Below are 13,578 nucleotides of genomic sequence, written 5' to 3'. Positions count from 1 at the left end.
ATGTGCTTACAAATATTGCATTTCTGCGAGGTATAACGAGGATCTTGGTGTACTACTCGTTTCCCTAACGCTTCTGCCTTGTAAGACAAGATGCGCCCACGTGCGGTTGCCAATTCTGCCAATCTTACCGCGTCGCTGTATGATATTGTCAAAGGTTTTTCGCAGCAGATATGACGACCAGCCTCAAGCGCACTACGGCAAATTTCGTAATGCAAATGGTTGGGCACATTGACTATCACGCCGCTAATATCTTCCCTGCTTACCAATTCCCTGTAGTCTGTGGTGAAGAAGATACTTTTATCGTCGAGGGAGGCACCTTTGGCAGGATCAATATCGCATACAGCACCCAGGATTGCATCCTGACGAGTATTAAGTGCTGCAAGATAATATTTTGAAATGACACCAAATCCTATCAGTCCAATCTGCATAAATGTTTCTACTTAACGAATTGAGTTGTGTTGCAAAATATGGGGAAATACTAGTGGTGCGCCAAGGGAACTTTGCATGGTGACAAGTTCGCAAAGCAAAGAGAGTTATTATTGGTTACTTCTTCACTCCCCCTGCCTCAAGAGCTTCCCCTGCCCCCCCTGCTTGCCCTGACTCGGCAATTTTGGGTTGGCAGAGTACTAGTGAACAGGCTGGTGCAAAACAAGTTTTAGCAAAACTCAATTTTTTGCGCGCTCACTTTCATCAAAATAACAAAAGCTGTTCATGAGCGTACGCTCACTATAGGTCTATGAGCGTACGCCCACTACAGATGAAAGAAACCATTCTGTTTTCTTAGAAAAGGAATAAAGCCAGATTTAAGCCGGGTTTAAAATGTTGGCAACTGTTTGCACATCCTTATCCCCACGCCCTGAACAGTTGATCACAATGCGAGGACTACCAGTTAGCTGTGGGCAAAGAATTTCTAAGTAAGCGATCGCGTGAGCAGATTCGAGGGCAGGAATAATACCCTCTAATTGAGAAAGCTTTTTAAATGCTGCTAAAGCCTGCATATCTGTCACAGCATAGTATTCAGCACGCTTAAGCTCTTTTAAAAAACTATGTTCAGGACCAACACCAGGATAGTCTAGTCCAGCACTAATCGAATGCACCTCGACCACCTGACCATCCTCATTTTGTAACAGGTAACTCATGGCACCATGCAAAACACCGACTCGCCCCCGCGTTAGGGTAGCAGCATGTTTTTCGGAATCAAGACCTTCACCTGCTGCTTCAACTCCAATTAGCCGTACAGTCGGTTCATCAACAAACTCGTGGAAGATTCCCATAGCATTGGAACCCGCTCCTACACACGCTAAGATAATATCTGGTAGTCCTCCCCATTTCTCCTGAGATTGAATGCGAGTTTCTTTACCAATTACTGCTTGGAAATCACGCACCATCATTGGGTAAGGATGGGGACCTGCAACAGAACCAGTAATGTAGTAGGTGTTTCCTACATTGGTCACCCAGTCTCGAATTGCTTCAGAAACCGCATCTTTGAGCGTTCCTGTTCCAGCTTCCACGAGACGCACTTCAGCTCCCATAAGCCTCATTCGGAAAACGTTGAGGGCCTGCCGCTCCATATCAAGGCTACCCATGTATATTACGCACTCCAGACCGAAACGGGCACATACTGTTGCTGTAGCGACACCATGCTGACCTGCTCCCGTCTCAGAAACAATGCGCCGCTTACCCATGCGTCTTGCTAACAGCACATGAGCTAAAGCACTGTTGATTTTATGAGCGCCCGTATGGTTTAAGTCCTCACGCTTAAGGTAAATTTGTGGACCAACGCCATTAGGTTTTTTGTAGTGCTCTGTTAGACGTTCAGCGAAATACAAAGGACTTGGTCGTCCAACGTAGTCCCGTAGCAAATTTTGAAGTTCAAGTTGGAAGCTCGGATCATTGCAATATTGTTGATACGCTGTTTCTAGCTCGTTAAGGGCAGGCATCAAAGTTTCAGGTACGTACCTACCTCCGAACTTCCCGAACCGACCTAAGGAGTTAGGTCGTTGGGTAACATATGAAGAGGGAGCCTGAGTATCTTGTGTGCTGACCATTGTTAAGATTTCCTCCATTTATTGTTACTTAAAAAGTCCTGGTTTTGTCTTGGTTAAGGTTCAACCCCTGTTTTTTTAACCAACCTTAATTTGACACTTTGCTATCGTTCCCGTATATTCTGTATCGTCTACAGAAATTATCTTCCTTGATTTCGGGTCCTTTTTCATGGTGACGCGTACTTAGCTTCTGTCGTGGTAATTGCTGCTTTCAGATTTCGACAGAGTTCCCCAACTGCTTGCAGTCCTTGGGTTGGCGTGCCCGTTGCCAAACGTCTCACAAAGGCACTACCTACAATTACGGCATCAGCACCCCAATCTCTTAGCTGACGCGCTTGTTCCGGTTCTGAAACACCAAAACCAATACCAATCGGCTTGTCGGTTACAGTTCGTATCTGCATCAATAAATCTTTAACGTCTGCTGATATGTGAGAACGCATACCTGTGACACCAGTAACACTCACTAGGTAGATAAATCCTTGGGACGAATGGGCGATCGCCTTAATGCGTTCTTTTGAACTGGTAGGACTAACCAACAAAGCCACCTCAATCCCCATAGCAGCAGCAGGTTCTAGCAGCTCGTTTGCTTCCTCTAATGGCATATCTGGCACAATCAATCCTCGTATTCCTGCAATTGCAATTTTGTTGAGAAATTGCTCAATGCCCTGGTTCAAAATCGGGTTGTAGTAAGTAAATAAGATTAGAGGTGCTTTTAGACTGGGACTGGTAGCCTGAACTACTTCCAAAACCTGCTCCAATTTGGTTCCTCGTTGCAAAGCGCGGTTAGCGGCGGCTTGAATTACAGGTCCATCTGCCAGCGGATCTGAGTAGGGAAAACCTAACTCAATCAAGTCAGCTCCATTAAAATCTAAGACTCGTAAGACTTCTGCCGTTGTCTCCAAATCGGGGTCCCCTGCTACAACGAAGGGAATCAAGGCGCACTGGTTGCGCGAAGCAAGGCTATCCCTTTGGGCGTTGCGTAAAGAGCTGAAATAATTAGATATATGAGCCGTCATAATGATTTCCTTCAAATACTTGGTAATTGTCTATTACAACCTACATTGGGCTAATGATAGTTACGTTGTAAATTAATCGAGAGGGTGGCGTTGCTAAATGGAGGAATGGATAGATTTATGTAGGTACCCACCGCTTGACTCACCATTGCTGCGCTTTTCACACTTTGACTCTCCACAATTGCTTCCGATGGACTCGGCTCACGGTTGGAGCGCGACTCTAGTCCACTCCCGTAGTCGGTCATGTATCCTCACCCACGTCCCATCCGCAGCGCCAGTTAGGAAAGTCGCTCGATAGGGCTCGCCATCAAGACCCCTCATACAAAACATAGAAAATGGCGTTGAGAACTTCCTAGACGTCAACTTTGCGTTTGTGACCACCAGGTTTTGCTGCTGGAATTAATCCGCTAATCAGTTCAAACTCCTGTTGAGTGAGGTTGTTGGGGTAAACTTTATTCATGGCTCTCAAAGATGTGCTACTACGTATTTGCAGCTTACACCTTGAGAGCTTTTTTTTACTGTCCAATCGATTTTTCAAACGTCCTCTTAGAGCCCAGCAGATTGAACACAGCCTGTTCTATATCAGTTTGTTTGAGTAAAGACTCTCCAACTAGGACAGCACGGGCACCAGTCTTGACCACAAAAGCTAGATCATCGGATGTATAGAAGCCAGATTCACTCACAACCGTTATATCCAAGCTTTGCAACTTTTCTCGTTGCTGTGCTATTAGTCGTTGTGTGGTTCCTAGATCAACTGTAAAATCCTCCAGGTTACGGTTGTTAATTCCCAACAAGCGCAGTTCTGGAAGCAATAGCACTCGATTAAGTTCTGTCAAGGTATGCACTTCTACTAGCGCATTCATACCTAGGCTATGGACAATTTGTATAAACTCTTGGAGTTCTTGTTCCGAGAGAATGGCGGCAATCAGCAACACGGCATCTGCCCCAGCTACTCGTGCTGCATAAATCTGGTAAGGGTCAATAATGAACTCTTTGCACAGCAGTGGCAGTGCTACGCTTTGTCTAATCGCACGTAGATTGTCAAAACTACCTTGGAAAAACTTACGATCGGTTATCACTGAGAGACACGCAGCACCGCCTCGCTCATATGCCTGAGCAATCTTTACCGGGTCAAAGTCGGCACGGATTATTCCTTTACTAGGTGACGCTTTCTTTATTTCTGCAATCAAGCTGGGTTTATTGGGATTCTGCTGTAGGGCACTCAAAAAATCTCGCGGGGGAAAGGCAGTACCTACCTGATTTTGTAGATATGCTATCGGCAGTTGCTCGCACATAAGTGCGACTTCTTGCTGTTTGTGCCACACAATCTCTTCGAGAATATGGCGCGGTTTCGCCGACTGAGCAGCAACTTGGCTGTTTATTTCACGGGCAGCAAGGGACTGGTTTGACTGATTGTGACAATTTTGCATACGGGCTCCTAAGTTACAAAATAAATGAGATATTGCACAACCTACTTCATGGCTAGTGTTCTGCATGAGGTTTCCAATTTGCTATTACTCGTATCATGCTCGAATTAGAGCATCCAGTAATCTTTTGTATATCCCAGATATTACTTTGGGCGTTAGCTTCTTAGGCAATCTTTTCATTTCAGTGCATTTGGTTAGTACCTATTTTGGGAGGTGGAATTAAGGGTTAGCAGTTCCCACTCTGCATCTGTAATATCGGTTAGATAGGGTTTTCGGCTCATTAAGTAAAAGTTGTGGAAAATCAACTTTTTATGCCAATCCCCTCATGTCGCCCGGTCACAAAAACCAGCCGTCCCCAGTCACCGTCGAGCACCAAGCAAGGTAGCACTCACCACCATAGTGATTCCCATCAGCTGTTGGGGGGTTACTGGTTCACTCAAGATTACCGCCGAAAGCACTATGGCAGAAACTGGCATAACCGACGTAAATACTGACGCCTGGAACGCGCTTGTGCGGGCGGAGCCCTCGTACCAAAGCAGGAATCCGATAATTGTTGGTACAAGTGCGTAGTATACAACTCCGATGACTGCCGAACCAGGTACACGCGCCAGATCTGCCTCCCGTAGCTCGAACATAGCGGGCACCACTGCAAGAATCAGACCGAAGACACACATGAGCGACGAGATCATGAAGGGAGACAGTGCAGTCTTGAGCTTACGATTCAAGAGAAGAAACGTTGCTTCACATGAAACTGCCCCAAGGAGTGCACCGTATCCGATAAGCGTTTCAGCTATGCCCATATTTGTAGCATGACGTTGACCCTCAACCATTACCACAATCACACCCCCGACAGCTAAGCTAACTGCGACAACAGAGCGTATTGACGGTCGCTCACCCAGAAAAGCGATAGCGAGTAGGGTCATCACCCCGGGAAGCGAACCAAGGATAACGCCAGCCGTCGCTGCCGGTGCGTACTGGCTCCCGAGGAGCAGCAAGACGGTGTAGCCGACGCTGCCGGCAGATGCCTGGAGCAGTATCACCATCCAGTCCCGCACTGGCATTTTCGGAATTCGTTCTGCACGGATCCGCAACAACATGATGAAAATCGGGACCGCAATACAGAATCTTGCAGTTGTCGCAAGGAACGGTGGCAATCCGGTGCTGATAATCCGGCTTGCCGGGACCGTACTGCCCACCAGAATCATCGCCGTGGTTAGCAGAATCGGGCCGAGGTCAACGTGAATTTTGCGCATATTTACCTCCCACTTAATATAGACGTATGAGGTTTTAGTGTCTTGAACGAAATTGCGCCTCTACAAATGGGGTGGCTTAACACTTTTTTGTCACTTTAGGCAGAGTAAAAATACAATCAGGGGTGTTCATTTTTATTTTTTTACGACTTTTTTATTAGTTGTACAACTTTTTTATTCCTCCACACCACTTACTTACCCCTATGCTCAAACTATTCCACAGTCACAGATTTTGCCAAATTCCTCGGCTGATCAACATCTAAACCGCGACAAGCGGCGATGTGATAAGCCAATAATTGCAGGGGAATTACCGTGAGAATGGGAGAAAGGAATTCTTCTACGTTGGAAACAGGAATCAGATCGTTGAAAATTTCTACAGCTTCTCCCTCTTTAACTGGGGTGACACCAATTAAACGAGAATCTCTGGCTTTTGCCTCTTGGGCGTTGGAAATTACTTTTTCGTAGACATTACCAGGCATAGCGATCGCCACTACTGGCACTTTAACATCCAACAGAGCAATTGGTCCATGCTTCATTTCCCCGGCTGGATAACCTTCTGCGTGAATGTAGCTGATTTCTTTTAATTTCAATGCACCTTCTAAAGCAATGGGGAAGTTAATCCCTCTTCCCAAAAAGATGAAATCTTTGGTTTGAGCAAAATCATGAGCCAGTTGCTCAATATAACGCTCTTGATTGTCCAAATTAATCTCAATTTCGCTGGGAATTTGCCGCAACCCGTCAATAATCTTTAGTAATTTAGTTAAGGAAATATTTTGACGAAGATACGCTAAATCCAACGCCAAGGCATAAAACGCTATCAGTTGGGCGACAAAAGTTTTCGTCGCCGCCACCCCAATCTCAATTCCCGCCAGAGTATTGATAATATGAAATATCATTTGACCTAAGGTGCTTTCTGGGCGATTGGTAATCCCCAGCAGTCGCGCCTCATATTTAGGTTCCTTACCACTGCGACGTTCTTTTTCCATCGCCAAAGCTGCCAAGGTATCAGCGGTTTCACCAGATTGGGTAACGCCTATTGTCAGTGTATTAGGTGTCAGGGGTGGCGGAGCATAGCGATACTCAGAAGCGTAATGCACCTGGGTAGGAATCCCCGCTATTTGTTCGAGTAAATATTTCCCTACTAACGCTGCGTGCCAACTGGTACCGCACGCAAGGATTTGAATTTGTTCTAAGTCACTGTAAAACTTTGCAGGTAAACCAAGATTAATCGGGGAAGTTGCAGAATCATCTACATTCCAATCTTTGTTGAAGTAAGCATCCAAACAAGCTCGCACTACTCCCGGTTGTTCGTAGATTTCTTTGAGCATGAAGTGCTTGAATCCCTGCTTTTCCACCATAATCGGATTCAAGTTGAGGAGGCGAGGGTATTTTTTCAACCTAACGCCAGCAAAGTTGTAAACTTCAACATCCAAGGGTGTGAGGCGTGCCATTTCGCCGTTTTCTAACGGTAGCACTGCCCTCGTGTAAGGAAGTATCGCTGGTGTATCCGAGGCGCAGAAAAATTCACCTTGTCCAAAACCTACTACTAAGGGAACTTGTTGGCGGACAACAATCAGTTCATCGGGGTAGTCAGCAGACAGGATGGCGATCGCAAACGCCCCTTCGAGTTTGTTGACAACTTGGCGAACTGCATCTAAGAAAGGGGAAGGGGAGTAGGGGAGAGGCGGGGAGCTTTTTAATAAATCGGCGATGAGATGAGGGATAACTTCAGTATCTGTATCTGAGCGAAACTCGTATCTTTTGGCTTTGAGTTGCTCGCGTAAATCACGGTAGTTTTCGACAATGCCATTTTGCACCACTGCTACGCGCCTTGCCATATCCATATGCGGATGGGCGTTATACTCTTCTGGTTTACCATGAGTTGCCCAGCGAGTGTGTCCGATGCCAATTGGGGCAGGAGTTTCTACTTGTTCCAGTTTATAACGTAGGTTGTAAAGCTTACCTTTTGCCCGAACGCAATTAACTTCTCCTTCCCAGATCGTGGCTATTCCCGCAGAATCGTAGCCCCGATACTCTAGTTTTTCTAGCCCAGAGAGCAAAATTTCTGTTGCCGCTTGCGTGCCAATATAGCCGACGATGCCGCACATTGTTTACACTACTCCAATTCTAGGTTTATTGCTGAGTACTGTCTTGATTCTCTTGTTCGTAAAATGCTACTTGAACTTTCTTGGCAAACGGTGCCCAAACTCTAAAAGCAGTGCCACTATCAAAAACAATACTAACTATGCCTTGATGTTTACTGACTTCAGGAGTTTGTGTACTAACTTCAGACGGCTGGGCAATTTGAAACATAAGCACTTACGCCTTGGAACGAAAATTTTTTCATGCTCGAAGCGATGGCTAAAACTAAACATATCCCTAAACTGTTACCTTGCCATTGCCACGTTAAGGTGCGGTTCTAAAGCTTTTATTCTTTCCTTCAGGTTGTGACACTTGAGGGTGCGGAATGTGAGCTTCAATCGCAGTGAATTACCTTTGATATTAGTTTTTCTCTCAGTCTCTGAAACTCATAAAAATCATCCCATAACTCATAGAAAAACTCATGAAAAATAACATCATTAAGTAGGCGTAGAGCTGGCGAAGACACTGTTGGCGAATTCCACAAATAGCTAAACTGAACCAATTAGTTCAGAAATAAAACCATTGAGAGCTTTCTGGGCAGTTTTATACCCAGGTGCTTGTTTACCCAACTTCAGTTCAGACAAAACATGGTCACGTAAAATTTCAAGTTCTCTTACTGTTGGCAATCCAACAGACTGTTTTGCGATGGGCTGCGGAGCGCTTTTTGCGATCGCGCTCAGATCTTGCACCTAACCGAATAAACCCCTAAAAGGTAAATAAAGAGCGCAAAATATAACAGTACAACAAAATATTGCTTAAGTAAAATAAAGTAAATAATAAAACTAGATAAAATAGTAATACTACATAGAAAGCTTTCAAAACGACAAGATGCTGAAATGAGGCATTCTGGACCATCTCAAAGTGCGCTCGCTTTTGTTGGATTTGCGCGCGTCAGCTCAAAACATGAGAGAAAGGGCGTGAAATGTATTCAGAAATTAGCAAGACAATGCTTGCCCACGCCCAAGAGTTAGTCTACACATTGAAAGAGTCGATGCCCACCCAGTACCAAAAAGATAACCTCCAAGCAATGTTAGGGTTATTTTTAGAAGCGCAAGGACATCCATTACCTGAACATAGTCAAACAAAATCTCCAAGTGCATTAAGCCGATTTTTAAATGTTAATCCTTGGTCAACAAGGGAAATGATTCGTATTGTTCGCAATCAAACATTGCAAACAGTTTTAAAGATATTATCGTCATGTGGTCAAGGACGCAAACCATTTTTACAAGTAATAATTGACCTAACTACTCTAGAAAAACGCGGCAAATTCTCAGCTTTTGGGGATTTAATTAGAGTTTACAATGGTAAACGTGGTCTACATATAGTAGTTGCTTATTTGGTTGTAGGGAAATGGCGCATTCCGTGGAGTTTTCGTGTTTGGAGAGGTAAAGGTACTCCCTCGCCTGCCCAGCTAGGACTCAAGCTAGTTAAGCGTTTACCTCAATCTTTAACTGAACGCTTTCAAGTCATTATTTTAGCTGACACTGCCTTTTGTAGCAAAGAATTTCTTCACGGGATACGCCAGCTTAAATATCATGCAGTTACAGGCGTAGCTCTTAGCCGCAAGTTAACTGATGGCAGACTTTTAAGACATTTACATCAACAGGGACAACAAGTTTATTTAGTTGGTTTAAAGTTTCCTGTTACCGTTTCTTGGTATTACTTAAAACGCGATAACGGTAAGCTGGAAAAGCGTTTTGTTTTATCTACTCGACCGATAAAAGCTTCCACTCTTAAATGGTGGGGTAAGCGCCGATGGCAGATAGAAGGTTGGTTTAAAACTGCCAAACATCGCTTCGGTTTACATCGTTTTGGACAAGGCACTTTGCTTGGGATGTATCGCTGGCTGATTCTTTCTCTAACTGCTTACCTCATTGCTCACTGGACTTATTTATCCACCCAACTACCGTTACCACCTGATTGGGGTGAGGCTGCACAAACTGCACTTGAATCTATTTTTCCTCAAATAGTCGTGTCTCTTCTTTTACTTGATATTGAGCGCTTGATTCCCCTTACACGTAGTTGTGGTTTTGACATTCATATTTACAGATGCAAGATATGAGTAAAAAGATACATGGGCGCAAGCGTCATCTCAGTGTAGATATGTTAGGGCTGGTTTTGCGGGTCTTGGTAACATCTGCTAGTCTTCCAGAACGTGAAGGAGCGAAAAAAGTCCTTAAGCGAGTTTATGATACAGGCAATCAGGTAAAACGCTTAAATACTATTTGGATGGATGGCGGATACCGAGGCGAAGAATTTATGCGTTGGGTAATGGATATGTTTCGCTGGATTGTGGCAATTGTTCTTAGACCATTGGAGAAAAAAGGTTTTATCCATTTACCTAAACGCTGGGTTGTTGAGCGCACATTTGGCTGGCTTAATTGGTGTCGGCGTTTAAGTAAAGATTATCAAAGACTACCCCAAACCTCGGAGACATTCATCTACCTTGCAATGATTCGGATTATGGTTCGACGATTGGCATAATTCTTAGCTGACTCTGACTTTTAAAACATCCTCTAAGCAATCAAAAATATAAATTGAAGTGGGACTGAAGCAACTAAGTAGATAGGCACAAATAAATATAATTATCTAAAGAAAACTAAAACCCTTAAAAGTCTTTACCTTCAACATAGCTGCTTTGTCTCAAGGATAACTATCGTGTGCAGTCCGCAAAACATGCGATCGCATCATCAACTTTCCCTTGCCACAGTAGACTTTTTGCCTTGTTAATCCTTAGAATTGAACCACCAACTTTATGTAGATTTTCCATGAGATGGAACCAATCAAGTATTTCACGGCGCTGATGTTCTGGGGTAAACTCACGGATAATATTCCAAATTCCGTCGTGTCCGTCTCCAAGACAAGTGAGTATGGGAGCTAGAGGTTGATTGTTTACCCAATTGATGACGATACTATTTTCTTGGAATGAGGCAGCGTGCGCTTGCAAGTTGTGTAAACGCACAGCTTTATAACCTTTCCAATCAGATGGTTTCCCAATCGGTGTGCGGATGCGGATATTTCCACCGTCAACACTCAATTCCTCAACTGTTGATTGCGTTTGTGGTAATTCAAAATTTTGACGGTGTACCAGTCGCTGTTGAACACTTTTCGAGACTTCTATCCCGGTGGCATATTTTACGTCTTCTGCTGCACGTTCATATGATACACAAGCGCTTGCTCTTAAACAACATGCCTCTAAATATGGACTCAATTGACTATGGGGTCTGAGTTCCAGCTTTTGTGCCTGAGAACTCCTAATTGGTAGTTTTCCAATGATGCTTTTTAGGAATCGCTGGCTTCCTGTGTTTTCTCCGGTGACATTTTCGATAAAAAAACCCCAACAGTAGGCATTATATACTCCTGCATTTGACTGCGTACTACTTCTTCAATCTTGCCTAAGCTTGTTAGTTCCTCAACTGGAGCATTTTTGTAGAGTATTTTAGCGATCGCACGACCGTGCTGGAGCAAAAGTTGCTTTTCTTCTTCTGTCATGGCTTTTCCTGCTTAAGCGCTCGCGTGGACTACATCTTTACCATCTCACACCTCATTTATTTGTATCAGAAGAATAAAAACTGGGATGCTCCCCATTCCATACATTGAAGGAATGGGATGAATCGCCATTCGCCATAAGGATCAATAGTCAATAGTATCGAGTATACAAAAATCGTGAAAAATGTACTAATGACTAATAACTTACGCCACGGCTTCAAGTCGTAGCATAAGTTACCAAGCTACTGGTTCCCCAAGATGGAAAAAACCACCACTGGGGCCATCATTTGGCAATATCGCTAATTCAACACCAGTTTTCGCGCCTGAGATGATATCCATCATTGCACCTTCACCGAATGGCACTAAGAAAAGCTCTAAGCTATGTGGGGTAAGGGCTACAGCTTTAATAACCTACGAGTGCAGTAATGCTATGAGTAACTGCGATCGCCGAAGGAGAGATGATGTAGGATTGCCCAAAAATTTGTGGAGGTAGAAAAAGCAAAGCTCGTTCATGGAATACTTTCTTTAAAACGAGCAAGCACATACGATAACTACTACTGTGACATTACGAGTACAAATCCTTAAGGAGAAATTTAGCCAAAGTTTAGGGCTACCTTTTAAAGAATTGTTGCCAGAATCTCTAGTTAGGCAAGCAATATCTGAGCTAAAGATGAAATACAAAAAGCGATTATTTGACCCAATAATAACGTTGTGGGCATTTTTATCGCAAGTGCTGGACACTGACAAAAGTTGCCATAATGCTGTGAGTAAAATAATTGCACATTTGGCTGAGTCAGAAGTAGAACTTCCCTCAACAGATACGAGTGCTTACGCCGATATGTTTACTATCAAAAAGTTTAATTGTGATGCCGTGTTTCGTAAACATCAATCTCGCACAAAAACTATGCGAAAAGGTAAAATTGTTGGAGATTGCGATAAATTAGTTACTTGGTATAAGCCTAAAACTTGCCCAAAAGGATTGGATAAAGATGAATTTAATGCTTTACCTCCTTCCATAACTGTGCGAGAGATTTACTATTATATTGTTATTCCCGGTTTTCGGACTCAACAAGTTAGCTTAATTACTACTCTTTTAGATGAAGCAACTTATTCTACTCTGGCAATTGTTGGGCTTTACGGCCAACGCTGGGATGTTGAACTAGATTTAAGACATCTCAAAACTACCTTGGGTATGGATATTCTGCGATGTAAAACCCCCTCAATGATCCGCAAAGAAATTTACGTTTTTTTACTGGCTTATAATCTACTTCGTAGCTTAATGTGGTCGGCTGGAACTATTTACAGTACTCCCGGATTTCTCACAAGCAGTAAAAAATCAATTTACATGACCTGATGTAAGGCTTTTTTTGATACATAATCAACTCAAGTGTAAACCGAAAGACAAATTCAGTACAAATCAATATTAATAAAGATAAAATAATCACTATTTTTATGTTAATGCTTAAATCAAAATGCTGTCTTGATAAAAATAAGCATTCCAAAACAAGACTTGAATAAAACCAAGCCCAAAGTATGATTAATTAGAGAAAAGTAAAATGCAGCTTGACTTGAGATTAAGCGGTACTAGTCAGCATTTTTAAGCATCTGTAAGCAGTAGCAAAAATATGTTTGTAAGGACAAGAGCTAGTAATCGCAATTAAAATTCGCCGTGGGCTTACAGTAATCAACGCGCCTAGTTTCAGTAATTTAGTCCGAATAGTTCCGACTTGAGCATTTTGCAATTCTGTTTTGGCTAAACATTGTTGACGAAAGGCATTCATCAAAACGTAAGCTATAGAAGAAAACCATAATCGTAGTTGATTTCCAGCGAATGTATGCGTACTGGTTCTATCACTAAAAAGTTCAAGTTGTTGTTCTTTAAAGCGATTTTCCATCTCGCCACGTTTACAGTATTTTTGTGTGTATAGTTGAGCAGGAGGTACTTTCTTTGTAGTTAGTGAAGTCACAATAAAACGAATATTATTTCCCTTTGCTCCATATTCAACTTTAGAGACAACACGACGACTACGACTCCAAGATTCACGAGTTTTATAGTCTAAAGACTTATACCAAGTTGAGTTATCAATCAGTTCGGACGCTTGTTGCTGAAGTTCTTCATCTGGGATAAATAGAGTTTCTAAAAATGAAACTACTGTTGAGAGTTTTTGCTCAAACTCAAGCGAGGCTCTATTTTGAGTTGTGGTAGTCATTT

The 13,578-nt window shown here is 43.2% G+C and carries 11 protein-coding genes and 4 pseudogenes; 3 read left to right on the top strand and 12 right to left on the bottom strand.

What is annotated here, in order from left to right:
* The 9 genes from LC574_RS05555 to LC574_RS05515 form a co-directional block, all read right to left on the bottom strand.
* On the bottom strand, positions 1–428 hold a 428-nt coding region (locus LC574_RS05555), incomplete at its 3' end, for a Gfo/Idh/MocA family protein (RefSeq protein WP_229451876.1).
* Between the two features lie 375 nt (positions 429–803).
* Positions 804–2,048, bottom strand: a complete 1,245-nt coding sequence (trpB, locus tag LC574_RS05550) for a tryptophan synthase subunit beta (protein ID WP_229451878.1) — start codon at positions 2,046–2,048, stop codon at positions 804–806.
* A 164-nt stretch (positions 2,049–2,212) separates the two neighbouring features.
* Positions 2,213–3,061 (bottom strand): tryptophan synthase subunit alpha, encoded by an 849-nt coding sequence (gene trpA, locus LC574_RS05545; RefSeq protein ID WP_229451875.1) that lies wholly within the window; start codon positions 3,059–3,061, stop codon positions 2,213–2,215.
* Positions 3,062–3,111: 50 nt separating this feature from the next.
* Complete coding sequence (locus tag LC574_RS05540) at positions 3,112–3,303, bottom strand: hypothetical protein (RefSeq protein WP_229451872.1); 192 nt, start codon at positions 3,301–3,303, stop codon at positions 3,112–3,114.
* 270 nt (positions 3,304–3,573) lie between these two features.
* A complete protein-coding gene (gene trpC, locus LC574_RS05535) occupies positions 3,574–4,488 on the bottom strand; it encodes an indole-3-glycerol phosphate synthase TrpC (RefSeq protein ID WP_229451871.1) in 915 nt (304 codons plus the stop codon).
* A gap of 356 nt (positions 4,489–4,844) precedes the next feature.
* Positions 4,845–5,738: a DMT family transporter gene (locus tag LC574_RS05530; RefSeq protein ID WP_229451870.1), complete on the bottom strand. Its 894-nt coding sequence runs from the start codon at positions 5,736–5,738 to the stop codon at positions 4,845–4,847.
* A 209-nt stretch (positions 5,739–5,947) separates the two neighbouring features.
* The gene (gene glmS, locus LC574_RS05525; protein ID WP_229451869.1) at positions 5,948–7,843 is read right to left on the bottom strand and encodes a glutamine--fructose-6-phosphate transaminase (isomerizing); all 1,896 of its coding nucleotides are present in this window, start codon (positions 7,841–7,843) and stop codon (positions 5,948–5,950) included.
* A 25-nt stretch (positions 7,844–7,868) separates the two neighbouring features.
* Positions 7,869–8,048, bottom strand: coding sequence for a hypothetical protein (locus LC574_RS05520; protein WP_229451868.1), 180 nt, complete (start codon positions 8,046–8,048; stop codon positions 7,869–7,871).
* 317 nt (positions 8,049–8,365) lie between these two features.
* A complete protein-coding gene (locus LC574_RS05515; protein ID WP_229451867.1) occupies positions 8,366–8,566 on the bottom strand; it encodes a hypothetical protein in 201 nt (66 codons plus the stop codon).
* A 233-nt stretch (positions 8,567–8,799) separates the two neighbouring features.
* Here LC574_RS05515 and LC574_RS05510 point away from each other — a divergent pair.
* Both LC574_RS05510 and LC574_RS05505 read left to right on the top strand, forming a co-directional pair.
* Positions 8,800–9,882, top strand: a pseudogene (locus LC574_RS05510) (transposase); the annotation flags it as partial.
* Positions 9,883–9,941: 59 nt separating this feature from the next.
* Positions 9,942–10,361 (top strand): annotated as a pseudogene (locus tag LC574_RS05505) (transposase); the annotation flags it as partial.
* 178 nt (positions 10,362–10,539) lie between these two features.
* On the opposite strand, the pseudogene LC574_RS05500 reads toward LC574_RS05505, so the two are convergent.
* Together LC574_RS05500 and LC574_RS37810 are read right to left on the bottom strand one after the other, a co-directional pair.
* Positions 10,540–11,369: pseudogene (locus LC574_RS05500) on the bottom strand (ISKra4 family transposase); the annotation flags it as partial.
* 231 nt (positions 11,370–11,600) lie between these two features.
* Complete coding sequence (locus LC574_RS37810; protein WP_267871425.1) at positions 11,601–11,729, bottom strand: hypothetical protein; 129 nt, start codon at positions 11,727–11,729, stop codon at positions 11,601–11,603.
* A gap of 166 nt (positions 11,730–11,895) precedes the next feature.
* Between LC574_RS37810 and LC574_RS05495 the strand changes: the two are divergent.
* A pseudogene (locus tag LC574_RS05495) lies at positions 11,896–12,648 on the top strand (transposase); the annotation flags it as partial.
* 292 nt (positions 12,649–12,940) lie between these two features.
* Here the strand turns inward: LC574_RS05495 and LC574_RS05490 are convergent.
* Positions 12,941–13,578, bottom strand: a 638-nt coding sequence (locus LC574_RS05490; protein ID WP_229451866.1) for a transposase, incomplete at its 5' end; no start/stop codon positions are given.

This window comes from Nostoc sp. CHAB 5715 (assembly GCF_020829685.1).
Classification (GTDB): Bacteria; Cyanobacteriota; Cyanobacteriia; order Cyanobacteriales; family Nostocaceae; genus Nostoc.
Note: the sequence above shows the minus strand (reverse complement) of the source record. Positions and strands in the feature narration are given on the sequence as shown.

What these genes read in the sequence shown, in the direction of transcription:
- trpB (WP_229451878.1), bottom strand. Translation starts at nt 2,048, where the DNA reads ATGGTCAGCACACAAGATACTCAGGCTCCCTCTTCATATGTTACCCAA.
- trpA (WP_229451875.1), bottom strand. Translation starts at nt 3,061, where the DNA reads ATGACGGCTCATATATCTAATTATTTCAGCTCTTTACGCAACGCCCAA.
- LC574_RS05540 (WP_229451872.1), bottom strand. Translation starts at nt 3,303, where the DNA reads ATGACCGACTACGGGAGTGGACTAGAGTCGCGCTCCAACCGTGAGCCG.
- trpC (WP_229451871.1), bottom strand. Translation starts at nt 4,488, where the DNA reads ATGCAAAATTGTCACAATCAGTCAAACCAGTCCCTTGCTGCCCGTGAA.
- LC574_RS05530 (WP_229451870.1), bottom strand. Translation starts at nt 5,738, where the DNA reads ATGCGCAAAATTCACGTTGACCTCGGCCCGATTCTGCTAACCACGGCG.
- glmS (WP_229451869.1), bottom strand. Translation starts at nt 7,843, where the DNA reads ATGTGCGGCATCGTCGGCTATATTGGCACGCAAGCGGCAACAGAAATT.
- LC574_RS05520 (WP_229451868.1), bottom strand. Translation starts at nt 8,048, where the DNA reads ATGTTTCAAATTGCCCAGCCGTCTGAAGTTAGTACACAAACTCCTGAA.